We start from the raw sequence: 23,356 nt of genomic DNA on the forward strand, positions 1-23,356 counted from the left end.
TCACACGTTGAGAAGCAGGAACTCGCGCTCCCAGGGGCTGATGACCTGCATGAAGGTCTCGAATTCCCCCCGCTTCAGACCGGCATAAAGGCCGACAAATTCGTGACCGAAGATCCGGTCGAACTGTGCTTCGCCCTCCAGCAAGGCGACCGCTTCAAGCAGGCCACGCGGCAGGTCGATAGAGCCCTCATTGGCCGTATCGGCGGTGGGTTCGGTCGGCTCGATGCTGTTGACGATGCCGAGCCAGCCGCAGCCGAGCGAGGCCGCGAGCGCCAGATAGGGGTTGGCGTCCGAGCTGGGCAGGCGGTTTTCGACGCGCCGCGCCTGCGGGCCGGAAATCGGCACGCGGAAGGCCGTCGTGCGGTTGTCGTAACCCCAGGCATTGTTCACCGGGCAGGCCATGTCAGGCGTCAGGCGGCGGTAGGAATTCACATAGGGCGCCAGCATGACCAGCGCATTCGGAACGTAACGCTGCATGCCGCCGACAAAGGAGAAGAATTCTTTGGAGGGGCTGCCATCTTCATTGGAGAAGATGTTGCGGCCGCTATCGATTTCTACCACCGACTGGTGGATGTGCATGGCCGAACCCGGCTGGCCCTGCATGGGCTTGGCCATGAAGGTGGCATAGATGCCGTGCTTCAGCGCGGCTTCGCGAATGGTGCGCTTGAACAGGAACACCTGGTCGGCAAGCTCGATCGGATCGCCATGGCGCAGGTTGATTTCCAGCTGTGCCGGCCCTTCCTCATGGATGAGCGTATCGATCTCCAGACCCTGCTTTTCGGAGAAGTGATAGATATCGTCGATCAGTTCGTCGAACTCGTTGATGCCGGCGATGGAATAGCTTTGACCTCCAACGATGGAGCGTCCCGACCGACCCTTTGGCGGATGCAGCGGATAGTCCGGATCGTCATTCATGGCGACGAGGTAGAATTCGATTTCCGGTGCGACAACCGGCTTCCAGCCCTTTTCGGTATAGAGCGAAAGCACGTTCTTCAAAACGTTGCGCGGCGTGTATGGCACGAAATTGCCTTCCGCATCCACCACGTCACAGATCACCTGCGCGGTCGGGTCGGTTTCCCAGGGCACGACGGAGAGGGTGGAAAGATCAGGCACCAGCTTCAGATCGCTGTCGCGCGGCTCGTAGCGGAAATTGGCGGTCTCATCGGGATATTCGCCCGATATTGTGTGGCGATAGAGCGCCGAGGGTAGAGCAAGCGAGGTATCGCCCGTGAATTTTGCCGTCGGCATCATTTTGCCGCGCGGTACGCCGGCAAGGTCGGGCGTGATGCATTCTATGTCTTCTATCCCACGCGCCCTCAGCCATTGCGCGGCTTCGCGCCAGGAGGAAACGCCACGGGTGGAGGAAAGGTCGAGGGGAGGGGTCTTCTTTGCCATGGTTGCCTGTTTTTTCGGGCGGAGCATGGTTTTCTTGGCGGGCATGTATCACCGGGTCTGTGTTTCGACTGTCGCCATCATAACCGTAGTTTGGCAATTGGCGAGGGGGAAAGCGCCATTGACAAGCGGCGGCACTTGGAAAAGAGGAAAGGAAACGAAACGGATGGAATGATGGCAGATAAATGTGACGTGCTGATTTTGGGGGCGGGCGCCGCCGGCATGATGTGCGCCATCCGCGCCGGCCAGCGCGGCCGCTCCGTCGTCGTTCTCGATCATGCGAAAGCGCCGGGCGAAAAGATCCGCATCTCCGGCGGCGGCCGCTGTAACTTTACCAATATCCACGCCGGGCCGAGGAATTATCTCTCTGCCAACCAGCATTTCGCCAAATCCGCGCTTGCCCGATATACGCCGCGCGATTTCATCGCCCTTGTCGAAAAACACCGTATCTCCTGGCACGAAAAGACGCTCGGCCAGCTTTTCTGTGATGACAGCGCCAAGGATATCATCCGCATGCTGCTGGCTGAAATGCAGGCGGTGAATGCGAAGCTTCGGCTCGAAACGTCAGTCTCCGCCGTGACCCATGACGGCGGCCGTTTTCGGGTGTCGACCTCGGGTGGCGTCATCGAGGCGGAGAGCCTCGTCGTCGCGACAGGCGGCAAGTCTATCCCGAAGATGGGCGCGACGGGTTTTGCCTACCAGATCGCCGAACAGTTCGGCCTCAAGCTCATTGAAACCCGCCCCGGCCTCGTTCCGCTGACGCTTGATCCCGGTCTTCTGGAAAAGCTGAGCCCGCTTGCCGGTGTCGCTGTTCCGGCCGAGGTTTCCCATGGTAAAACCTCGTTTGAGGAAGCGCTATTGTTCACCCATCGCGGTTTGAGCGGTCCTTCCATACTGCAAATCTCCTCATACTGGCGCGAGGGCAATCCCATCCGCCTGAAGCTTGAGCCGCATCGCGATTTGGCCGCGGTGTTGAAGCAGGCCAAACAGAAAAACGGCCGTCAGTCCGCCCAGACCGCCCTGTCGGAGATCCTTCCGAAGCGGCTCGCCCAGCATGTCGTCGAACAATCCGGCCTCACCGGCCATCTTGCCGATATGTCCGACAAGGCTCTGGCGAAGCTGGCGGCAGAGGTGCAGGACTGGCAGATCAAGCCCGCCGGTTCGGAAGGTTATCGCACCGCGGAGGTCACGCTCGGCGGCGTGGACACGACCGGCCTCGATTCCCGCAGCATGGCGGCGAAATCCGTGCCCGGCCTCTATTTCATCGGCGAATGTGTCGATGTGACCGGCTGGCTCGGCGGTTATAATTTCCAGTGGGCCTGGGCGTCCGGCCAGGCGGCCGGCGAATTCGCGTGATCGTCTCTGGCCGTGGAAAAGATCGGACCTCTCTCCTTCGTCAAGCGGGACTTGATCCGGCGTCCAGCCATGGCGCTACTGGGCCGTAAAGAGTCTTTCTCGATCAAGGACTTGATCGCGCCCGACCCCGGAACTAGTCCGGGGTGACGGAGCTGATAAGACCTGTTCGCCAACCCAGTTTCAGTTGGTAAAGTTGTGACCCTTCCTCGCTTTTTTAATAATCTGTTAACGGGGGAGGAGTCATCCTGACCGAATGCCAGCAAGGCCGGATCGCTCAATGATCCCGCTGCACATGATGTCACGCTGGAAGCCCTTAACAGGGCATGGGTCGGTTGAGTTTTTCGTCTGGAGCCCGCGCATGAACAGATCTGCACATCGCCGCCCTCGCGCCATTGCCATCGCCCGCACTGACAACGAGAGCCGGCAGTTGGCCTTTCGGCTGAGCCTCATCGCAGCCGGTGCTCTCGCAGCCCTTATCGCCCTCTTCCATTGATCGACGGCTTCTCGCCTTCACAAAGTTGATAAGCGCGCTGAAAAACCGTGACATCCGTGATGCCTCGGCCATATCCCTGTAAAACTTTTCTTCCTGCAGAATGGCTTCACGCCGTGTGCGCGGTCGCTGATTTTCAATAATGGCCCGTGCTGCAAAAATCGCGTGCATGTTCGCTCTCCTTCTTACTGCGGAGGGCCATGATGCACGCCGTTTTTTGATTTATCTGCGCAAGAAAATGCGCTACGTTTTTCAATTATGAAAAACGTCACCTGGGATTCCTACCAGCTCTTCCTCGATGTGTCACGCAGCGGTGGCCTGACGGGTGCCGCCGCGCTGACGGGGTTAAGCCCCGCGACCATAGGGCGGCGCATGGTCGAGCTGGAGGAGCGGATCGGCAAGGCGCTGTTCCAGCGCAGCCAGACGGGATACGCCCTCACAGTGGACGGCCGTGCGTTGTTCGACAGACTTCAGGCTATGGAGAATGCGGCCAGGGATATCGAGGGGTGGCAGAAGGCGTCATCGGCCTCGTCCATCGTGCGGATTGCCGTGGGCACCTGGAATGCCTGGCTCTTGACCAGCAACTTCTCCGCCATCTGCACGGATCGCGATGATTTCCGCATCGACCTTTTTATCGCCGAGCAGAGGGCGTCTCTGGCCCATCGGGAAAACGATATCGGTATCCGCGCTTTCGAGCCGCAGGAGCGCAATCTCGCTGCCATCAAGACGGGGGAGGTTGCCTACGCTCCCTACAGGCTGCGCAATGCCGCCGCCACTGTCGCTGACCGCTGGCTGTCGGTAGCCGAGGAAAACGCCATTTCGACCTATCTTCGCTGGCCGCATGAAAACCGGAGCAACGAGATCGTCGTAACGGTGAACCGGCCAACGGCGCTTCTCGATCTTGTCCTGTCAGGGGCGGGGATCGCGGTGCTTCCGTGTTTCGTGGGCGATGCGGATGCGCGCCTCGTCCGGGAGGGCGGCGAAATCGAACCGCTGCGCCACAATCAATGGATCGTCATGAATAATGACGATCGCCACCGACCCGATATCAGGACGGTGGCGGATCGGATGACCCGTCTGATCAAGAGCCATTCCGATCTCTACGCCGGACGCAAGGGCCGCCCGGCATAGGCCGGCTGCGGATCAGGCGGCGCTTCCCTGCGCAACGATGACGGGGATAAGCAGATCACCCCAGTTGCCGCCGCCGCCATGGTGGCGGGCCGAGCGGACCAGCTCGACGGAAACGCCGGCCTCGACGGCTTTCATGACGGCCTGGTTGAGGCGGTGCAGGTCATTGGCCAGCATGCGGATGGCAGCCTGCTGATCCTGCGTCATGGCGGAGGATTGCTCCTCGGCGCGTTCCTTGACGTGCGTCTTGATGGGATTGTGGGCGTTCATGGCATTTCTCCTCTCGTTATTGTCAGGGGTTTTTGATCTGCTTTGCAAGCCCTTCCCGCGATGGGGAAGGGCGGTTTTCTTGATTTATTCGGCCGCCGGGCGGAACTGGTCGTGCTCGGTGGATTCCTTCATGGCCGTGGTGGACGACGTGCCGCCAGAGATCGCCAGAGACACGGCGTCGAAATAGCCGGTGCCGACTTCGCGCTGGTGCTTGGTGGCGGTGTAACCATTGGCCTCTGCTGCGAATTCCGCCTCCTGAAGCTCGGAATAAGCCGCCATCTGCCGGTCCCTGTAGCCGCGCGCCAGTTCGAACATGCCGTAGTTGAGCTGGTGGAAGCCAGCGAGCGTAATGAACTGGAACTTGTAGCCCATCGCGCCTAGCTCGCGCTGGAACTTCGCAATCGTCGCGTCGTCGAGGTTCTTTTTCCAGTTGAACGACGGCGAGCAATTGTAGGCGAGCTTCTTGCCCGGATGCACCTTGTGCACGCCTTCAGCAAACCTGCGCGCCTGTTCCAGATCCGGCTTTGATGTTTCGCACCAGATCAGGTCGCAATAGGGCGCATAAGCCACCGCGCGGGCAATGCAGGGCTCCAGACCGTTCTTGACCTGATAAAAGCCCTCAACGGTGCGCCCGGCATCGTAATCCACGAAGGGACGGTCGCGCTCGTCGATATCGGAGGTCAGAAGCTTGGCGGCCTCCGCGTCCGTGCGGGCGATGACCAGCGTTGGTACACCCATAACGTCGGCCGCAAGCCGTGCTGCCGTCAGGTTGCGGATGTGCGCCGCCGTCGGGATCAGAACCTTGCCGCCGAGATGGCCGCATTTCTTTTCCGATGCCAGCTGATCCTCATAGTGAACACCTGCTGCACCTGCCTCGATGAAGGCCTTCATGATCTCGAAGGCGTTGAGCGGCCCGCCGAAACCGGCCTCCGCATCGGCAACGATCGGCGCGAACCAGGTGTCGACAGAAAGGCCCTTGCCCTCCGCGGTCTCGATCTGGTCGGCGCGTTGCAGGGTGCGGTTTATGCGCTTGACCAGCTCCGGCGCTGCATTGGCGGGATAGAGCGACTGGTCCGGATACATGGCCGAGGCCGTGTTCGCATCCGCTGCAACCTGCCATCCCGAAAGATAAATCGCCTTCAGCCCGGCGCGAACCATCTGCATGGCCTGGTTGCCCGAGAGCGCACCCAGCGCATTGACGAAATTCTCCTCGTTGATCAGCTTCCACAGCCGGTTCGCACCCATTTCGGCCAGCGAATGGCGGATTTCGACAGAGCCGCGCAGCCGCTCCACGTCGGCGGCGGTATAGGTGCGCTCGATGCCGTCGAAACGTCCCTGCGGTGCGCCCGGAACAAGTTTGTAAAAATCCGTCATACTTCTCTCTCCCATGATAAATGCGGTTTTCGTAGCGGGCCGTCTTGAACATCATATGGCGCCGTTTGATGTGACTACATTTACATTTCTCGAGATTTGATCGCCAGAACAAACATAAAAACAGTGACTTGAAAGAGGTTATCCTGTAGTGTGCATGACAGAGTGACGCTGTAAAAATGTAAATTTTGTAAAAGAGTATGATCCGTCGATTTTGTAATGGAATTGTATGTGTTGACGGGGGTGGAGGGGAAAGGCTGTGTCGGAAAACAAGATTTTTGCGGGCCCGCGCGTGCGCCGCATTCGCAACGGTCTCGCGCTGACGCAGACGGCCATGGCCGAGGCGCTGGCGATTTCGCCGTCCTATCTCAATCTCATCGAGCGCAACCAGCGGCCGTTGACGGTGCAGCTGCTTTTGAAGCTCGCCTCTGTGTACAAGGTCGATCTGGATGACCTGCAGGGCGAAAGCGCCGGTTCCGCCGGGCAGCTGCGCGAGGTCTTCGCCGATCCGCTGCTGGTCGGCGAAGTGCCGTCGCCGCAGGAACTGATTGAGGTCGCCGATGCCGCGCCCAATGCGGCAAGTGGTGTTCTCAAGCTATACCGGGCTTACCGGGAACAGGCGCAGCGCCTCTCCGATCTCTCCGATCTTCTGGCGCGGGAGGGTCATGAAACGATGCTTTCCTCCACCCGCCTGCCGATCGACGAGGTGCGACACGTCTTTGAAAACCGCCCGGCCTACTTCCATTCCATCGATGCGGCTGCGGAAGACCTCCACAAACATTTGTCGACGGGCGATGATCTCGCCTCCGGCGTTCGCGCATGGCTCCAGAAAAACCACGGCATCGTGGTCCGCACCCTGCCGGTTCACGCTATGCCGAACCTCCGGCGACGTTACGACCGGCATTCCATGCGGCTTTTTTTATCCGAGCGCCTGTCGCAGCCGGATCAGCTGAGGGAAATGGCGATGGAGACCTGCCTTCTGGCGCTGCGCGAAGAAATCGGTACGGAGCTTGAAGGACTTGGCCTGAAAGGGGAAGAGGCGAGACGCATTGCCCGCTTCGAACTGGCGCGTTACGCCGCTCATGCGTTGATGATGCCCTATGGCGCATTCCTCGGCGCCGCCCAGCGGGCGAAGTACGATCTCGAAGTCTTGCGGTCGCGCTTCAACGTATCGTTCGAACAGGCGGCCAATCGCCTTGTCAGCCTGCAGCGGCCGACAGCCGCGGCGATCCCGTTTTTCCTGATGGAAATCGACAATGCCGGTAACCGTTTTCGCCTTGCGGGGGCCGGCGGTTTTCCAAGGGCGCGTTTTGGCGGCCTCTGTCCGCGTCTCAATATTCATGCGGCTTTCACCCAGCCGGGACAAGTGCTCGTGGAAGCGGTCGAGATGCCCGACGGGGATGCTTTCCTCACGGTGTCGCGCACGCTGGAAGGTCCGCAGGCTGGTTTCGGCGAGAGGGTGCGGCGAACGGCGGTGCTTCTGGGCTGCGATTTCGCTCAGGCGGCAGAGACCGTCTATGGCCCGGCCGCTTCGGGCGCTGCGCCCGTCGCCGTCGGTCCTTCGTGCCGGCTGTGCGAAAGACAGGGCTGTCTTTCGCGGGCGGAAGCGCCGCTCACGCGGCCGCTGGGGCTGGATGAAATGGTCACCGGCCTCAGTGTTTTCGACTTCCAGTAGGTGTTTTCATTCGCTTTTTTGCGACCGGAACACATTTGGTTGAAAATGCTGTGCTGCACATTTCCCCCTTGCTCCCTTCTGTTTTCCTTTCTAGTCTCTCCGAAAAAAGGGGATCACGCTCCCGTCGTGAGGATGCGTTAACAGGAGACATCATGAAAAACCGTTCTCTCCGCCTGATCTTGGCTCTCACCACCGCGCTCGTTGCAGCAGGCTCGGCAATGGCCCAGGAAAAGGTCGTCCACGTCTATAACTGGTCGGATTATATCGACGAATCGATCCTCGCCGATTTCACCAAGGAAACCGGCATCAAGGTCGTCTATGACGTTTTCGACAGCAATGAACTTGTGGAAACCAAGCTGCTGGCCGGCAGCTCCGGATATGATGTCGTCGTGCCCACCGGCCCCTTTCTCGCCCGCCAGATCAATGCCGGCGTGTTCCAGAAACTTGACAAGTCCAAGTTGCCGAATCTGAAAAACATGTGGCCCGAGGTTTCCGAGCGTCTGGCGAAATACGACCCCGGCAACGAATATGCCGTAAACTACATGTGGGGCACCACCGGCATCGGTTATAACGTCGCCAAGGTGAAGGCTGCGCTGGGCGATGTTCCGGTCGATAGCTGGGATATTCTGTTCAAGCCGGAAAATGCTGAAAAGCTGAAATCCTGCGGCATCAATATTCTCGATGCGTCGGACGAGACCTTCGCCATTGCCATGAATTATCTCGGCAAGAACCCGGACAGCAAAGAAACCGCCGATCTCGAGGCGGGCGGCGATGTCTACATGAAGATCCGCCCCTATGTGAAGACCTTCAACTCCTCCGCCTATATCGATGAACTGGCGAATGGCGACAGCTGCATCACCATCGGCTGGTCGGGCGACATCCTCCAGGCGAAGAGCCGCGCCGAGGAAGCCAAGAATGGCGTCGAGGTGAATTATGTCATCCCGAAGGAAGGCACCTACATGTGGTTCGACAACCTTGCCATCCCGGCGGATGCCAAGAATGTCGAAGAAGCGCACGCCTTCATCAACTATCTGATGCGGCCGGAAGTCATTGCCAAGGCGTCGAACTACGTTCAGTACGCCAATGGCAACCTTGCTTCGCAGGCGCTGATGGATGAGTCTGTTGCCAAGAACCCGGCAGTCTATCCCGATGCCGAGACGATGAAGAAGCTCTTCACGATCTCGCCTTACGGACCGAAGGAACAGCGCGTGCTGAACCGCGTCTGGACGCAGATAAAGACCGGCAGCTGACACCTCCGCCCGCTGGTTGAGGAACGGCCGGCGGGCCTGTTCCTCTGATACTTTGCCGGCAGGTCCGTTACCTGCCGGTATTGCCCGCCCCGAAGCATCGATCGACAGACCAACGGGATTTGAGGGTAGGGTGAATGGCGAAAACTCTAGGGCCGGTCAAACGCAAATTTAGCCCCTGGGACAATCCCGATGCGGTGCCCTTCATCCGCTTTGAAAACGTCACCAAACGTTTTGGTGATTTCGTCGCTGTCAACAATCTGACGCTCGATATTTACGAGCGTGAGTTCTTCTCGCTGCTTGGTCCGTCGGGCTGCGGCAAGACCACGCTGATGCGCATGCTGGCTGGTTTCGAGGAGCCGACCGAGGGCCGTATCCTGCTGCAGGGCAAGGATATTTCCGGCGTGCCGCCCTACAAGCGCCCGACCAATATGATGTTCCAGTCATATGCGCTTTTCCCGCACATGTCGGTAGAAAAGAACGTCGCTTTCGGTCTGGAGCAGGATGGCCTGCCAAAGGCGGATATCGTCGCCCGCGTCGAGGAAATGCTGCGCCTCGTCAAGCTCACGGAATTCGCCAAACGCAAGCCGAGCCAGCTTTCCGGCGGGCAGCGGCAGCGCGTGGCGCTTGCCCGATCGCTTGCCAAGCGGCCGAAGGTGCTTCTCCTCGATGAGCCGCTCGGCGCGCTCGACAAGAAGCTGCGTGAGGAAACGCAATTCGAACTGATGGATATCCAGACCAATCTCGGTCTCACCTTCCTCATCGTCACCCACGATCAGGAAGAGGCGATGACGGTGTCGGACCGCATCGCCGTCATGGACAAGGGCATTGTCGTGCAGGTGGCGACGCCCGCCGAGATATATGAAGCGCCGAACAGCCGCTACGTGGCCGATTTTATCGGTGACATCAATATTTTCGACGCCAATGTCGTCGCCAATGCTTCCGATAGCGGCAGGCCCGGCCTCGTGACACTGGATTGCGACGGGCTGAAGGTGGCGGTTGAGCAGGAATGCGCCGCTGCCGCCGGTAGCCAGGTGGCTTTCGCCATCCGGCCGGAGAAGGTGCGCATCTCGCTCGATCAGCCTGCCGATAGCAGCATCAACTCCGCCTATGGCGAGGTATGGGATATCGGCTATCTGGGCGACTTCTCGGTCTTCATCGTCAAGCTTGCGGATGGCCGCGTCATCCGCGCCGCACAGGCAAATGTCTCGCGTCTCGTGGATCGCCCGATTACCTTCGGCGATATGGTGTGGCTGAACTGGAAGCCGGACTCCGGCCTCGTCCTGACGCGCTGAGGGAGGCTTCGATGGCGATCACCACTCCCGAAAACCGGCAAAGCCCCTGGCGCTGGCTGGTCGTCGCGGTTCCCTATTTCTGGCTGCTGCTGTTTTTTGCGGCCCCCTTTTTCATCATCTTCAAAATCTCGCTGTCGGATACGGCGATCTCCATGCCGCCCTATACCCCTGTCTTCGAAGGCTTCTCGAGGCTCGGTGATTTCTTTTCGCAGCTGGATTTCGAAAATTACCTCTTCCTGACGGAAGACCCGCTCTACATCGACGCCTATCTGTCGTCGTTGCGCATCGCCTTCATTTCCACCTTCCTGCTTTTGCTGATCGGTTATCCCATGGCGCTGGCCATGGCCCGCGCGCCGTCTTCCGTGCGGCCGACGCTGGTTATGCTGGTGATCCTGCCTTTCTGGACTTCGTTCCTGATCCGCGTTTACGCCTGGATCGGGATTTTGAAGCCGGAAGGCCTGCTGACGGTGCTGTTCCAGTGGCTTGGATTGCTCGGGCCGGACCAGCAGGTCAACATCTTCCGCACCGAAACCGCGATCTTCATCGGTATCGTTTATTCCTACTTGCCCTTCATGGTACTGCCGCTTTATTCCGCGCTGGAAAAGCTGGACAATACGCTGCTGGAAGCGGCCGCCGATCTGGGTTGCCCGCCTTGGAAAGCCTTCTGGAAGATTACGTTCCCGCTCTCCCTGCCGGGTGTCGTGGCCGGCTCGATGATCTGCTTCATCCCGATAACAGGTGAATTCGTCATCCCCGATCTGCTCGGCGGCGCACAGACGCTGATGATCGGCAAGACGCTCTGGACGGAATTCTTCGGCAACCGCGACTGGCCGCTGGCATCAGCCGTTGCCGTGCTGCTTCTGCTGTTGCTGGTCGTGCCTATCGCCATCTTCCAGAACCAGCAAAAGAAGGTGGGGTGAGGCCATGAAGCGCGGAAAATTTGACATCACCGTCCTCACACTCGGTTTTGCCTTTCTTTACATACCGATCATCATCCTGATCGTTTATTCCTTCAATGCTTCCAAGCTTGTCACCGTCTGGGGCGGCTTCTCGCTGCAATGGTACAGGTCCATGTGGTCGAATGAAGGGTTGATGGATGCCGCCTGGGTGACGCTGCGCGTGGGTATCCTCAGCGCCACCATCGGCACCATCCTCGGGACACTCGCGGCGCTCTCGTTGACGCGCTTTGCGCGTTTTCCGGGCCGGGTGCTGTTTTCCGGCATGATCTATGCCCCGCTCGTCATGCCGGAGGTGATTACCGGCCTGTCGCTGCTGCTGCTCTTCGTGGCCGTCGGAGTGGATCGCGGTTTCTGGACGGTGGTCATTGCGCACACCACTTTTACCATGTGTTATGTGGCGATTGTGGTGCAGTCGCGTCTTTTGACCTTTGATCGAAGTCTCGAGGAAGCCGCGCTTGATCTTGGTTGCCCACCGGTCAAGACCTTCTTCCGTATCACCCTGCCGCTGATCTTTCCCGCCGTTATTGCCGGCTGGATGCTGGCCTTTACCCTGTCGCTCGATGATCTCGTCATTGCCAGCTTCGCCACCGGACCGGGTGCGACGACGCTGCCGATCAAGATCTATTCGCAGGTTCGCCTCGGCGTGACCCCAGAAATCAACGCCATCTGCACCATCCTGATCGGGCTTGTGACCGTCGGCGTCATCGTCGCCTCAATCGCCTCGAAGCGCACGGAGTTGCAGCGGATGCGCGATGAACACGCCGCGGCGCGAAACTGACCGGAGAGAATTCTACGATTTTTTCGCGTTACTGTTGAAACGCCAATAAAATCAGAAACCTGTAATTTAGTTTCGGGGCTTTACGGTTCCAGAATAGGAATTTTCGTCGGTAATTGATCGATTTTGGTTTTAACTGCTTGTTAATGGGAGTTGGCGGAAAGTAAACCCAACGCAGGGTCGTCATATGACTGATGGCCGGGATTGATAATTTCCATCTGGCGAGATTGTCCCCCTTTCTCTCGTTGAAAAGCACACCTTATCCAGGCGGCCGCAAGGCCGCCTTTCTTTTTTGTCTCATTGGCGGGACGCTCATCGGTTTTCAGGATGATCCATCGACCTGGAAACGAGAAGGACGGGGACAAGCCCGGCGATGATGATGATGATCGCCGGTACGGCGGCATCCTGCACCTTGGAGCGTGAGGCATTCTCGTAAACAAGCGTGGCAAGCGTATTGAAGCCGAAGGGTCTCAGCAGGATGGTTGCCGGCAACTCCTTCATGGATTCGATCAGGACCAAAAGGAAAGCGGTCAACGCCGCGGGCCGCATATTGGGCAACAGCACCCTGAACAGCGTCTGCGCCCGGTTCCGCCCAAGCGTTCGTGAAGCCATGTCAATATGCGGCGAAAGCTTCTGGAAACCGGCGTCCAGCGTGCCTTCCGCCATGGTCATGAAACGCACGGCGTGCGCATAGATGATGGCAAAGGCGGTGCCGGAGAGCAGCAGGCCGGTGGAAAAGCCGAAATGTGTACGGAAGAACCCGTCCAGCCCGTTGTCGAGAGCCGCGAGTGGAATGAGCACGCCGATGGCGAGCACCGTTCCCGGCACCCCATATCCCATGGAGCCGAAGCGGGCGGCAAACTTCGAGGTTCGTGACCGCCCCGTGCGGATGGCGTATGAAAAGACGAAAGCCGCAACCAGCGTTATCAAAGCCGCGGCAAAGGAAACTTCGAGGCTGTGCCCGAGTGCCTTGAGAAGTTTCGGCGCAAGCAGCGCATCGAACCGTTTGGCCGCGTAACCACCCAGCACGATGACGGGAATGAGAAAGCCACTCGTCACGGGCAGGAAGCAGAAAACAGTTGCCGCGCCGCGCCGCCAGCCGGTCAGCGACTTCAGCCGATGGCGCTGCGTCATGTTTGTCGCCTTGGGTGCGCCGAAGCGCTGTTTTTCCCGGGCGTTGCGTTCGATTACAATGAGCGCGCCGACGATGATGAGGATGACGGCGGCGATCTGCGTTGCATTGGCGAGATTGCCGCGGTTGAGCCAGGTCTCGTAAATGGTGAAGGTCAGCGTCTGTACGCCGAGATATTCGACCGCGCCGATATCGTTGAGGGTCTCCATCAAGACCAGAGAAAGCCCGATGGCAATCGCCGGTCGCGCCATGGGCAATTGTACGGAGAAGAACACGTTGAGAGGCTTTGCGCCGAGCGTGCGTGCGGCTTCGGCTGCAAAACGCCCCTGCATGGAAAAGGCGGCACGGGCCGAGAGATAGACATAGGGATAGAGCACCGAGCTCAGGACGATGACCGCACCGCCGAGGGAACGGATATCAGGAAACCAGTAGTCGCGTATGCTGTGATAGCCGAAAGCAGCACGCAATAAGTTCTGCACGGGCCCGGTAAAGTCGAGAAACTCACCGAACGCATAAGCGGCGAGATAAGATGGAATGGCGAGCGGCAGGACGAGCGCCGCCGACAGCAGCCGCCGCAGCGGAAACTCGAACGTGGTGACGAGCCAGGCGCAGACTATGCCAAAGAAAGCGGTCGTCGCTGCCGTTGCTCCGAGCAGCATGAACGTACGAAATCCGGCTCGCGGCAGGACGTTGACGAGAAGATGTCGCCACCCCTCCGTGCTGCCGGTCAGCGCCAGCCAGAAGATCGCCAGAACGGGCATGGCGGCGATGGCCGAAACAATGATGGCCGCAATCGGCAATAGAGAAACGCGTTTTGTCGCGGGAAGGGGAACCGTCATGGGCATGCGAGCCTGCTGTCCTGCATAGGCCTTGACCGGCTGGTTCTCCAGCCGGCGGCTTTCGCATTGCTACGCCCGCATGACCTCAGTTGGCAAGGACCCGCTGTGACGGAAAGGTGATTTCCACCAGCGTGCCTTCGTTGGGTGTCGAGGTGATGGAGAAATTCGCCCGGTTGGCGTCCACCATCGCCTTGGTCAACGGCAGGCCGAGCCCGGTGCCGTCACCGCGTACACGTTTGCCGGAAGAAGCCACCTGCCGGAACGGCTTCATCGCCTGTTCCAGTTCCGCCCGCGTCATGCCGATACCAGTGTCGCGGATGCGAAGCGACACGCTGCCATTGGCCTCATAGGCGGTGGACACGACAATCTGCCCGCCTGACGGGGTGAAGCGAATGGCGTTCGACAAAATGTTCAGCACGATCTGCTTGATCGATCGCAGGTCGGCGACGATCTGCGGCACGGATTGCGCAAGCGCCGTGCGGATGATGACGCGCTGGTTGTTTGCCTGCGGCTGCACCAGCGAGACCGCTTCGGCCACCGTTTCGTTGAGCGGGACGGCGATGAAGTCGACATCCATCTGCCCCGCCTCGATCTTGGATATATCGAGGAGATCATTGACGATATCGAGCACATGGCGGCCGGAACGGCCGATATCATTGGCGTATTCCACATAACGCGGATGGCCGATCGGCCCGAAACGTTCGGTCGCCATCATGTCCGCAAAGCCGATGATGGCGTTGAGCGGCGTGCGGATTTCGTGGCTGACGCGCGCCAGGAAGTCGGTCTTGTGGGCATTGGCGGTTTCCGCCGCGCGCTTGGCGTTGCGCAGTTCTTCTTCGGTGCGCTTCCACTGGGTGATGTCGCGGATTACGGCGCAATAGCCATGTGAGGATTTGAGCCGCCCGATGGTCATGAACAGCGGCAGGAAACCGCCGGATGCTTCGCGGCCGATCACTTCGCGGCCATCGTTCAGCACGCTCGCAACACCGTTATTGGCGAGGCCGGAGAGATAGTCCAGCACGGCGCGCTGGCTCTCATGGGCAAAGAGCGTGACGAAAGGCTTGCCGGCAATTTCGCCATTGTCATAGTTGAACAGCGCGCTGGCCGAGCGGTTGAGGGAGCGGATTTCGCCTTCGTCGCCCAAAAGCACCACGCCGTCAGTGGCCGTTTCAAGAATGGAGTGCAGTTCCTCGACTTCGCCCTGAAGCAGGGCGGCTTGCGCGCTCTGCGCCGCGGTGTTTTCATTGGCGGCGGCAACCGGCGCTGCTTTTTCTTCCAGCGGAACGAGAGAAAGCATCAGCGCCTTCGTCTCTTCCCAGCGGATGGATTGCAGCCGCGCTCTGACAGGAATGATATCGTTTTCGGCGCTGACAACCACCATGCCGCCTTCATTGTCGGGCATGTCTTCGAGCTCCTGCCTTTGCAGCAGGGCTTCCAGCCCACCCACTTCTTCGAGTTCGGCCAGAGAGTCATAGCCCGTCAGCCGCAGGAAATCCGGATTGGCGTGGATCAGCCTGTCGCCGGCATGCACGAGAAGGGCAACGGGCATCTGGTCCAGCGTCTCGGCCGTCAGCGCGTCGGCGGGGCGAGGTACAGGACTGACCATTGCTGCCGCGACTTCGGCAACCGGCCGCTCTTCGGCGATGGCCTGCTGCTGCATTTCGTCCGAACCGCTTTCCGCTACGGGTTCGCTGACCGCCCCAGGCTCTTCACCCCGAACATAGTCGGCAAAAAGATCGTCGTCCTGCGCTGGCGCCGTGGCCTTGAGGTCAGTCTCGGAAGGTGCGCTGTCAGGTGCATGCGCATCCATGTCCTGTTTAATATCATGCGTGTCCGAATCGATGGAAACGGTTTTCGCGTCCGTTTCCCGGCCGTCTTCGAAAGCAGTATCCGCTGGCGCCAGGGCACGGCCGATCTCGCGGAAGGCGGCCTGCTCACCGGCGGTCAGGCCTTCGCGGGAGCGCGAACGGCGCTCTTCCAGACGAACGATCTTGTCGGGGGAAGACGGTTCCGGTGCAGTTGCCGGGGCTTCGAATTCGGGCGGGGTATAATCATGATGCTGTTCGTCGGTCGAAACGTCGTCCGCTGCATCGTCTGCCGCTCCGACCTCCGCGGCAGGGATTTCATCGTCAGTAGCCGATCCGGAAGTATCCTCCGCATCGTCATCCTCATCGATGAAGGCCAGCAATTCATGGCTCGTGCTGTCGACGGTTGGCTCCGGAGAAACCTCCGCCGGATCAGACTCTTCGCCCTTCAAGAAGGTAAGGCCGATGGCGTGCGGGTCCTCTGTGGCGTCGGCCAGGCGCACGATGCCGAAACCGCGAAAACCGTCAAATTCCCGTGAGCGCGTATAGGTAGGCAGGGCGGCGAGATCGATCGGCACCATCAGCGATGTGCCTTCCACCGGCCAATGGATTGTCTTGCCCGACCACGTGTCGCGGCGGCCGAGAAGCTCTCGGATCTTTCCGTCGGGATCGAGATTGAACAGGGCGGCGACGTCGGCAAAGCCCATGCCCTCCACCGCAGCCGCCCTGGCACCCACGGCCTCGGCAAATTCATGAGAGATGGAGCTGAACCGTCCTTCAGCGTCGATTTTCCAGACGAAACGGGATGCACGGGCGCCGGCGTTGAAGGCAAAAGGCTGGGCCTGTTCGACTGCTTCGGTCTCGATTGCAGCATCCTCGTCCGCCGGTGGCGCAACCGGGGATGCCGCGTTTTCGGTTATCTCGTCCTTTGCGACGAAACTCTCCGCATCGAGAGCCTCTTCGGCGGGTTCGTCGTCCGTCTTCTTGGTGAAGGGCGCCTCCGCCTCATCCTCATCCAGTTCAAAAAGATCGGCAATGTCTTCAGTCATCGCCACGTCCGCAGCCGCATCGGCGTCCTGCGTGAAAAGCGCTGCGGGGGCCTCCGGCTTCTCTTCCGCAAAGGGCAGAAGCCTGTCTTCATCCTGTCCGGATACCGCTTCTTCCTCCGCGTCGGACGGCTGCTCCTGCGGGTCTTCCACCTCTTCGATGTCTGCTACAGCATCGAGAACGGCGTCGAAAGAGGCGGCTGTTGCGACAACAGGCGCCGTCTCTGCAACCGGCGGCGCAGGCTCGGCGACCGGGACGTCCTGCGGCTTGTCCTCGGCAAAACCATCGGGGTCGAGTGTGCCCAGTGCGGTTTCGACCACGAAGATCAGGTTGAGTTCGGGCGTGGTGGTGATTTGGCCGGCGGCTGCGGGCAGATAACCCTTTCCGGTGGGTACCGGGCGTTTGACGAGATGCCCCGATTGGCGCGCCGCCATTCCGACCAGTGTTCTGGCCGTATGCGGGGTGATGCCGAGTGTAAAGAAGCCGGGCGAGGCGGCAACGATCCGGTTGTCGCCATCGGTGACTGCCATATGGATATCGGGGTCGTCGAAGCCTTCGATCATGCGCCGGGCGCATTCCGCCATGTCGGGCTCGGCCTGATCGGCGCGCGCAGAAAAGAGTATCGCGGTTTGGCCGGGCTCGGCCTCAATGATCTCCGCGCGCGCAGTTGCGGCAATGCTGCGGAAACCGGAGGTGATGCGGATCGTGAAAGGCAGGCTGTCGCTGGTCTTTGAAAGCCGCGCCGCCGTGGCCGCCAGTTGGCGGAACGTCACATCCTGCCGCTTCGGTCCCTGTTCCAGAAAGTCATAAACCATCGGTGTGCCAAACAGGGCAGCGCCGCGTCCATTGGCCCATAGAACATGTCCAAGATCGAGCGAGAACAAAGCCATCGCTTCACCGCGCCCGAAACCTTCACGCACCCGTTCATGCACTGCGATATCGATAAAGGGATACTGGACGGCGGGCATGTCGAAACCTATTCTGGCACTACCGGACCTTGCGGGCTCCCGGCTTCCTCATGAAACCGAAACGTAAACCCGCCGAGGCATCACGTTAACAGAATTTTAAATAACTTCACAGGGTCGCCGGGTCCACCGCCCGGCTTATGAATCGCCAAATAGAGTTAACATCAACAGCCTCAATGCCGGCTTTCCGGTGTCAGCCCGCGCTGGAAAAGCACTTGCCTTTCGCTGCCTTTTTTCGCAAAATTCGGATAGGGACTTGCAAATGGGAAAAACACCTTTTATGTGACCCCCCGTGGCGCCGCTTTGGCGTTTGATGTGCGGTTGTAGCTCAGTTGGTTAGAGCGCAGGTTTGTGGCACCTGAGGTCGGTGGTTCGACCCCACTCAACCGTACCATTCCCCTCTCCCAGTAAGTTTATATGTCACAAGGACTTACCGGGAGAGGGGAAAGTCTATTCCACCGCTGGTCAGATATCCCGTTTTCCCGGAAAATAATCTTTGCGGTCACACGGCGCGCGGGTCGTGTCAGGGGCCCTGCGGTTTCAGTCCGGCAAAAACCATTTGGCTAAAATCTCTTGCGCTGGTATTGTCTGCCCAACGAAACCTTATGAAAGCCTGCAGCATAGCGTCTACGCTTGTGCGCGGCGAAATGGACAAGACAGTGATCGACCCCGGAAACGGCCCAAAGCCGTCGGAACAAGGGGCGTCGGTGGCAAACAAAGGGAAAGCGAAGCGTTCCCGTCGTGGCAAGAAACACAAGCGTGACGGTAAGCCCCGTGACGCCTCTGTGTTGTTGCATGATGTTGCCGCGGATGTTCCGGCCGGTTCCTCCTATGTATCGGCGCTCGAGCCGGATGCCGAGCCGCGCAAGAGAAAACGTCGCAGGCGTTCTCGAGGCAAGGGTGCGTCTCAGCCTGCATCTGCGGCTTCCCCTGCACAGGTGCAGGCTTCAGCCGCAATTGAACCGGCCAATCCATCCTCCTTACCACCCGGTGGCGGGCGTAAGTCGCGTAACCGCAAACGCGGGCATCGCGATCCGCGTGGACGTGATCCGCAGGGCCGCCCGCTTGTCCCCAGCCATGCACCGAAACACGTCGGCAAGCAGAACGGTCGCGCCGGCGGCTCCGCGCAGGACCAGCACCGGCAGCAATCGGAAACATCAGCCCGTCACCCAGGGCGGCAGCACGAGCATGGCCCGGACGCGCCGGCGGATATGTATGCCGCGCTTGATCTCGGCACCAACAATTGCCGCCTGCTGATTGCGCAGCCGACGCGGCCCGGCCAGTTCCGGGTGGTCGATGCGTTTTCGCGCATCGTGCGGCTGGGTGAAGGGCTGGTATCGAGCGGCCGGCTTTCCGATGATGCGATGGACCGCGCGGTTGAAGCACTCAAGGTCTGCGCCGCAAAACTCTCCGGCCGCCCGATCCGGCGCATGCGGCTCATCGCCACCGAGGCTTGCCGCGCTGCTTCGAATGGCGAGGAATTTCTAGCGCGTGTTACGCGGGAAACGGGGCTTAAACTCGAAATCATCAGCCGCGAGACGGAAGCCCGCCTTGCGGTTTCGGGCTGCGCCTCCCTCGTCGGCCGTGAAGCGCGTTCCGTCGTGCTGTTCGATATCGGCGGCGGATCGTCGGAGATCGCCGTCATCAAGGTCGGGGAGAACCGCTCGAACCGGCTTGCCAACCACATCACCCACTGGACCTCGCTGCCCGTCGGCGTTGTTACTCTTTCCGAGCGCCATGGCGGCCGTGATGTGACGCCTGACGTTTTTGCTGCGATGGTGCGGGAAGTCGAAGGCCTGCTCGACGCCTTCCATTGCCCGCCGCTCGCGCCGCAAACGCATCACGAGGATTTTCACCTCATCGGCACATCAGGCACGGTGACGACACTTGCGGGCGTTCATCTCGATCTGCCGCGATATGATCGCCGCAAGGTGGATGGTCTCTGGCTTTCCGATGCCGAGGTGACGGCGATGCAGGACAAGTTGCTGGCATGGGATTTCGCCGGTCGCGCCGCCAATGCCTGCATCGGGCCTGACCGGGCCGATCTGGTTCTCGCCGGCTGCGCGATTCTCGAGGCCATTCGCCGCCGCTGGCCGGCGCGCCGAATGCGCGTGGCGGATCGCGGTCTGCGCGAAGGCCTGCTGACGGATATGATGGCGGATGACGGCGCATGGCGGCGCAACCGCATAAGGCGCATGCAGATGGTACGGCAGGACAGGACGGAAGGTTTGACATGAGCAAGGCGCCAACAAGCACCAATCGCACCGGCCGCAAGATCGGCCAGAAGGTCAAGAAGACCAAGCTCAAGGCCTCGTCGCGCCGCTGGCTCGAACGTCATATCAATGACCCCTATGTGCAGCGCGCCAAGCTGGAAGGCTATCGCGCCCGCGCCGCCTTCAAGCTGTTGGAAATCAACGACAAGCACCAGATCTTGAAAGGGGCAACCCGCATCATCGACCTTGGCGCCGCCCCCGGAAGCTGGTCGCAGATCGCCGCCAAGGTGACGGATTCGACCGAGGACGATATCCGCGTTGCAGCGATCGATTTCCTCGAGATCGATCCCATTCCCGGCGTGAAAATTCTGCAGCTCGACTTCCTCGACCCGAGCGCGCCGGAAAAGCTGATGGAGGCCGTTGGTGGCACGCCCGATCTTGTTTTGTCGGACATGGCAGCACCCACCACCGGGCACCAGAAAACCGACCACATCCGCACCATGCACCTATGCGAAGTCGCGGCCGATTTTGCCGTTCAGGTGCTTGCGGAAGGCGGCCATTTCCTTGCCAAGACCTTCCAGGGCGGCACGGAAAAGCAGCTGCTGGATATGCTGAAGAAGAACTTCAAGCAGGTTCTCCACATCAAGCCGGCGTCGTCACGCTCGGAATCGGTGGAAATGTTCCTGCTTGCCAAACACTTCAAGGGTCGCAAGACCGAGGCGGCGGATGCATCTGAAGCCGACGAGGCCTCGAAAGACTGATTACTCCGCCGGTTGCGAGACCTTGCCGCGGTGGCCGGAAACGGCCGCACCCGCCTGTGCGTCCATGCGGATGATCGGCACGATGGCGAAGAGCGATACGAGCGCGACGATGGTGAAGGCGATGTGGAAATCGGCGAGCTGCAGATGCGTGCCCGACATCATGCTGCTGACTTCCAGAATGGAAGCGGCGAATGCAACGCCGAGCGCCAGGCTGATTTGTTGCAGCACGGAGGCCATGGACGTTGCTTGGCTCGCCTGACTGTCCTCGATATCGGAATAGCTGAGCGCGTTCGATCCGGTAAAGAAGAAGGACCGGGCAAATCCGGCCGTCACAAGAAAGATCATGATCAACGGGTATGGCGTTTCAGGCGTGAAGAAACTGTTGGCGAGCGTCGTGAACGCGCCGACGATGCCCGCGCCGATCAGCGTCGAGCGAAATCCGGTCGCCGCAAACACCCGCTTGGCCATGAACTTGGTGGTGATCGCCCCGATGGCGCCGGCGAAAGTTATCATGCCCGACTGGAACGGGTTCAATCCGAAACCGATCTGCAGCATCAGCGGCATCAGGAAGGGAATGGCGCCCGTGGAGATGCGGAAGATGGTGCCGCCAACGGAGGCTGCCCGGAAGGTCGCGTTCTGGAAAATTCGAAAGTCCAGAATGGGGGCGGGGTGGTGCGCAGCGTGGCGCATATAAAGAAAACCGCAGATGAAACCGATGATGGTCGACGCGATGCCGATGGCTGGCGGGAGCGCAGGCAGGCTGACGACGGAGAGGCCGAACACCACGCCGGAGGCGGCGATGCCGGACAGCACGAAACCCTTTCCGTCCATTGGCGGCGGGTTGGTGGTTTCGATTTCCGGCAGGAAGATCGTCGAAAGCCAGATGCCGATGATGCCGATCGGCACATTGATCAGGAAGATCCAGTGCCATGAAAAATAGGTGGTGATGAAACCGCCGATGGGCGGACCGGTCAGCGGCCCCACGAGCCCCGGTATTGTCAGCAGCGCCATGGCGGAGACGAGTTCGCTGCGCTTCGTCGTGCGCAAAAGCACAAGGCGGCCCACGGGTGTCATCATCGCTCCGCCCATACCCTGCAGGAAACGCGAGAGTACGAATTCGAACACCGAAGACGAGACCGCGCAGCAGATCGACCCCACGACGAAGACGCCAATGGCGAAACGGAAGATTTTCTTCGCGCCGTATTTGTCGGCCATCCAGCCGCTGATGGGAATGAAAATCGCCAGAGCCACCATGTAGGCCGTTAAAGCCAGCTTGAGCGTAATCGGGCCGACGTGGAGATCTGCGGCAATTGCCGGAAGCGAGGTGGCGATGACGGTGGAGTCCATCTGCTCCATAAAGAGAGCGACTGCCAGGATGAGGGGAATGATGCGGTTCATGAGGCTGCCTGCGGCTTTCCGCTGCGACAAGGGATATCGCCGTCCGTCCTACGCCTGATAAGCGGGCTTGCCAACACGTTAATTACCAATTTCTGATGTTCCGATCAAACCTGCGTGAGGCCGGTTTCCTTGCAACTTTCTCGCTCTATTGTCCGTTGGGTGAGTTCAGTTGGCAATCACGGCCAGTTGGCGATATCGGAGACAAGATGATGACCCAATCCTTGAACATGAGCAGACGCGGCCTCATCGGTGCGGCCGGCGCGAGCGTTCTCGGCGCGCCGTTTTTGATGGCGCGCAGCGCAAATGCCCAGACCAACCAGCCGCAGACCTCGATGGAGATAGAGCACGCCATGCCGCCCGAAACCAACCGCTTCAAGCTCGGTAATTTCGAAGTGCTGGTGGTGAAGGATGGCGCGCGCGCGGCCCCCAATCCCGGCGAGACCTTCGGCACAGACCAGTCGGCCGAGACGGTCGGTAAATTGCTGGAAGACAATTTTCTGCCGACGGACCAGTTCGTCAATTCCTTCTCCCCCGTCCTCGTCAATACAGGGTCCGACCTCGTGCTGTTCGACACCGGTTTCGGTGAGGCCGGGCGCGGTGCGGGCAATGGTCGCCTGATCGAGGGCATGGCAGCCGCCGGTTACGCACCTGAAGATGTGACAGTGGTGGTGCTGACCCACATGCATGGCGACCATATCGGCGGCCTGATGGAGAAGGGCGCACCGGCCTTTTCCAAGGCACGTTATGTTTTCGGCCAGACGGAATATGATTTCTGGACGGATGAAAAGCGCGTCGGCACGCCGGCAGAGGGCGGTCACAAGGGTGTTCTCGCCAACGTGAAGCCGCTGGCCGAAAAGGCGACCTTCATCGGCGACGGTCAAGATGTGGTGTCTGGCATCACAGGCATCGCAGCCTTCGGCCATTCGCCGGGGCACATGATTTTCCGTGTCGAATCGGAAGGCAAGCAGCTGATCCTGACGGCGGATACGGCCAATCATTTCGTCCTGTCGCTGCAGAGACCTGACTGGGAGGTTAAGTTCGACATGGACAAGACGGCAGCCGCTGCGACCCGCAAGAAGGTCTTCGACATGATTGCCGCCGACCGGCTGCCCTTCCTCGGCTACCATATGCCTTTCCCGTCTGTCGGTTACGCAGAAAAGCTGGATACGGGTTATCGTTTCGTGCCGAAATCTTACCAGTTCGATATCTGATATCTGCTGCAATGCAGCAACAGGAAA

At 59.9% G+C, this 23,356-nt stretch carries 17 protein-coding genes and 1 tRNA gene; 11 read left to right on the forward strand and 7 right to left on the reverse strand.

Features of this window, described 5'->3' with window-relative positions:
• Window positions 1-1,440 (reverse strand): glutamine synthetase family protein, encoded by a 1,440-nt coding sequence (locus ACZ47E_RS01175; protein ID WP_022555640.1) that lies wholly within the window; start codon window positions 1,438-1,440, stop codon window positions 1-3.
• Window positions 1,441-1,563: 123 nt separating this feature from the next.
• Between ACZ47E_RS01175 and ACZ47E_RS01180 the strand changes: the two genes are divergently transcribed.
• On the forward strand, window positions 1,564-2,748 hold the full coding sequence (locus tag ACZ47E_RS01180) for a BaiN/RdsA family NAD(P)/FAD-dependent oxidoreductase (RefSeq protein ID WP_278067232.1): 1,185 nt from the start codon (window positions 1,564-1,566) through the stop codon (window positions 2,746-2,748).
• Window positions 2,749-3,061: 313 nt separating this feature from the next.
• Here ACZ47E_RS01180 and ACZ47E_RS01185 read toward each other — a convergent pair whose 3' ends face one another.
• Window positions 3,062-3,409, reverse strand: coding sequence for a hypothetical protein (locus ACZ47E_RS01185; RefSeq protein WP_004440069.1), 348 nt, complete (start codon window positions 3,407-3,409; stop codon window positions 3,062-3,064).
• 87 nt (window positions 3,410-3,496) lie between these two features.
• Between ACZ47E_RS01185 and ACZ47E_RS01190 the strand changes: the two genes are divergently transcribed.
• Entirely contained in the window at window positions 3,497-4,369 is an 873-nt protein-coding gene (locus tag ACZ47E_RS01190; protein WP_077986648.1) for a LysR family transcriptional regulator, read from the forward strand.
• Window positions 4,370-4,381: 12 nt separating this feature from the next.
• On the opposite strand, the gene ACZ47E_RS01195 is transcribed toward ACZ47E_RS01190, so the two are convergent.
• Together ACZ47E_RS01195 and aceA are read right to left on the reverse strand one after the other, a co-directional pair.
• Window positions 4,382-4,636, reverse strand: a complete 255-nt coding sequence (locus tag ACZ47E_RS01195; RefSeq protein ID WP_022555643.1) for an SMc00767 family acetate metabolism repressor — start codon at window positions 4,634-4,636, stop codon at window positions 4,382-4,384.
• An 84-nt stretch (window positions 4,637-4,720) separates the two neighbouring features.
• Window positions 4,721-6,010, reverse strand: a complete 1,290-nt coding sequence (gene aceA / locus ACZ47E_RS01200; protein ID WP_278067233.1) for an isocitrate lyase — start codon at window positions 6,008-6,010, stop codon at window positions 4,721-4,723.
• A gap of 256 nt (window positions 6,011-6,266) precedes the next feature.
• Here aceA and ACZ47E_RS01205 point away from each other — a divergent pair, with 256 nt between their 5' ends.
• From ACZ47E_RS01205 to ACZ47E_RS01225, 5 genes are all read left to right on the forward strand, one after another.
• Complete coding sequence (locus tag ACZ47E_RS01205; protein ID WP_278067234.1) at window positions 6,267-7,682, forward strand: helix-turn-helix domain-containing protein; 1,416 nt, start codon at window positions 6,267-6,269, stop codon at window positions 7,680-7,682.
• Window positions 7,683-7,834: 152 nt separating this feature from the next.
• Window positions 7,835-8,932, forward strand: a complete 1,098-nt coding sequence (locus tag ACZ47E_RS01210) for a polyamine ABC transporter substrate-binding protein (RefSeq protein ID WP_174150670.1) — start codon at window positions 7,835-7,837, stop codon at window positions 8,930-8,932.
• Between the two features lie 134 nt (window positions 8,933-9,066).
• Window positions 9,067-10,224, forward strand: a complete 1,158-nt coding sequence (locus ACZ47E_RS01215; protein ID WP_278067235.1) for an ABC transporter ATP-binding protein — start codon at window positions 9,067-9,069, stop codon at window positions 10,222-10,224.
• Window positions 10,225-10,235: 11 nt separating this feature from the next.
• On the forward strand, window positions 10,236-11,144 hold the full coding sequence (locus ACZ47E_RS01220) for an ABC transporter permease subunit (RefSeq protein ID WP_004440081.1): 909 nt from the start codon (window positions 10,236-10,238) through the stop codon (window positions 11,142-11,144).
• Window positions 11,145-11,148: 4 nt separating this feature from the next.
• Window positions 11,149-11,961 (forward strand): ABC transporter permease, encoded by an 813-nt coding sequence (locus ACZ47E_RS01225; protein WP_004440083.1) that lies wholly within the window; start codon window positions 11,149-11,151, stop codon window positions 11,959-11,961.
• Between the two features lie 309 nt (window positions 11,962-12,270).
• On the opposite strand, the gene ACZ47E_RS01230 is transcribed toward ACZ47E_RS01225, so the two are convergent.
• Both ACZ47E_RS01230 and ACZ47E_RS01235 read right to left on the reverse strand, forming a co-directional pair.
• On the reverse strand, window positions 12,271-13,935 hold the full coding sequence (locus tag ACZ47E_RS01230) for an ABC transporter permease (RefSeq protein WP_278067236.1): 1,665 nt from the start codon (window positions 13,933-13,935) through the stop codon (window positions 12,271-12,273).
• 79 nt (window positions 13,936-14,014) lie between these two features.
• On the reverse strand, window positions 14,015-17,749 hold the full coding sequence (locus ACZ47E_RS01235) for an ATP-binding protein (RefSeq protein ID WP_464016887.1): 3,735 nt from the start codon (window positions 17,747-17,749) through the stop codon (window positions 14,015-14,017).
• Between the two features lie 314 nt (window positions 17,750-18,063).
• Between ACZ47E_RS01235 and ACZ47E_RS01240 the strand changes: the two genes are divergently transcribed.
• The 3 genes from ACZ47E_RS01240 (at window position 18,064) to ACZ47E_RS01250 (ending at window position 20,720) form a co-directional block, all read left to right on the forward strand.
• Window positions 18,064-18,140 (forward strand) — tRNA-His (locus ACZ47E_RS01240).
• Between the two features lie 211 nt (window positions 18,141-18,351).
• Entirely contained in the window at window positions 18,352-19,983 is a 1,632-nt protein-coding gene (locus tag ACZ47E_RS01245; protein WP_278067238.1) for a Ppx/GppA phosphatase family protein, read from the forward strand.
• Window positions 19,980-20,720, forward strand: coding sequence for an RlmE family RNA methyltransferase (locus ACZ47E_RS01250; RefSeq protein WP_035208953.1), 741 nt, complete (start codon window positions 19,980-19,982; stop codon window positions 20,718-20,720). The genes ACZ47E_RS01245 and ACZ47E_RS01250 overlap by 4 nt, the downstream gene beginning before the upstream one ends.
• Here the strand turns inward: ACZ47E_RS01250 and ACZ47E_RS01255 are convergent, their stop codons facing one another.
• On the reverse strand, window positions 20,721-22,118 hold the full coding sequence (locus tag ACZ47E_RS01255; protein ID WP_004440092.1) for an MDR family MFS transporter: 1,398 nt from the start codon (window positions 22,116-22,118) through the stop codon (window positions 20,721-20,723).
• A gap of 209 nt (window positions 22,119-22,327) precedes the next feature.
• On the opposite strand from ACZ47E_RS01255, the gene ACZ47E_RS01260 reads away from it, so the two are divergent.
• On the forward strand, window positions 22,328-23,329 hold the full coding sequence (locus ACZ47E_RS01260) for an MBL fold metallo-hydrolase (protein WP_035209068.1): 1,002 nt from the start codon (window positions 22,328-22,330) through the stop codon (window positions 23,327-23,329).
• Window positions 23,330-23,356 lie beyond the last annotated feature (27 nt).

Source organism: Agrobacterium sp. 5Ca39, from assembly GCF_055382365.1.

What these genes read in the sequence shown, in the direction of transcription:
- ACZ47E_RS01175 (WP_022555640.1), bottom strand. Translation starts at nt 1,440, where the DNA reads ATGCCCGCCAAGAAAACCATGCTCCGCCCGAAAAAACAGGCAACCATG.
- ACZ47E_RS01180 (WP_278067232.1), top strand. Translation starts at nt 1,564, where the DNA reads ATGATGGCAGATAAATGTGACGTGCTGATTTTGGGGGCGGGCGCCGCC.
- ACZ47E_RS01185 (WP_004440069.1), bottom strand. Translation starts at nt 3,409, where the DNA reads ATGCACGCGATTTTTGCAGCACGGGCCATTATTGAAAATCAGCGACCG.
- ACZ47E_RS01190 (WP_077986648.1), top strand. Translation starts at nt 3,497, where the DNA reads ATGAAAAACGTCACCTGGGATTCCTACCAGCTCTTCCTCGATGTGTCA.
- ACZ47E_RS01195 (WP_022555643.1), bottom strand. Translation starts at nt 4,636, where the DNA reads ATGAACGCCCACAATCCCATCAAGACGCACGTCAAGGAACGCGCCGAG.
- aceA (WP_278067233.1), bottom strand. Translation starts at nt 6,010, where the DNA reads ATGACGGATTTTTACAAACTTGTTCCGGGCGCACCGCAGGGACGTTTC.
- ACZ47E_RS01210 (WP_174150670.1), top strand. Translation starts at nt 7,835, where the DNA reads ATGAAAAACCGTTCTCTCCGCCTGATCTTGGCTCTCACCACCGCGCTC.
- ACZ47E_RS01215 (WP_278067235.1), top strand. Translation starts at nt 9,067, where the DNA reads ATGGCGAAAACTCTAGGGCCGGTCAAACGCAAATTTAGCCCCTGGGAC.
- ACZ47E_RS01220 (WP_004440081.1), top strand. Translation starts at nt 10,236, where the DNA reads ATGGCGATCACCACTCCCGAAAACCGGCAAAGCCCCTGGCGCTGGCTG.
- ACZ47E_RS01225 (WP_004440083.1), top strand. Translation starts at nt 11,149, where the DNA reads ATGAAGCGCGGAAAATTTGACATCACCGTCCTCACACTCGGTTTTGCC.
- ACZ47E_RS01230 (WP_278067236.1), bottom strand. Translation starts at nt 13,935, where the DNA reads ATGCCCATGACGGTTCCCCTTCCCGCGACAAAACGCGTTTCTCTATTG.
- ACZ47E_RS01235 (WP_464016887.1), bottom strand. Translation starts at nt 17,749, where the DNA reads ATGCCCGCCGTCCAGTATCCCTTTATCGATATCGCAGTGCATGAACGG.
- ACZ47E_RS01245 (WP_278067238.1), top strand. Translation starts at nt 18,352, where the DNA reads ATGAAAGCCTGCAGCATAGCGTCTACGCTTGTGCGCGGCGAAATGGAC.
- ACZ47E_RS01250 (WP_035208953.1), top strand. Translation starts at nt 19,980, where the DNA reads ATGAGCAAGGCGCCAACAAGCACCAATCGCACCGGCCGCAAGATCGGC.
- ACZ47E_RS01255 (WP_004440092.1), bottom strand. Translation starts at nt 22,118, where the DNA reads ATGAACCGCATCATTCCCCTCATCCTGGCAGTCGCTCTCTTTATGGAG.
- ACZ47E_RS01260 (WP_035209068.1), top strand. Translation starts at nt 22,328, where the DNA reads ATGACCCAATCCTTGAACATGAGCAGACGCGGCCTCATCGGTGCGGCC.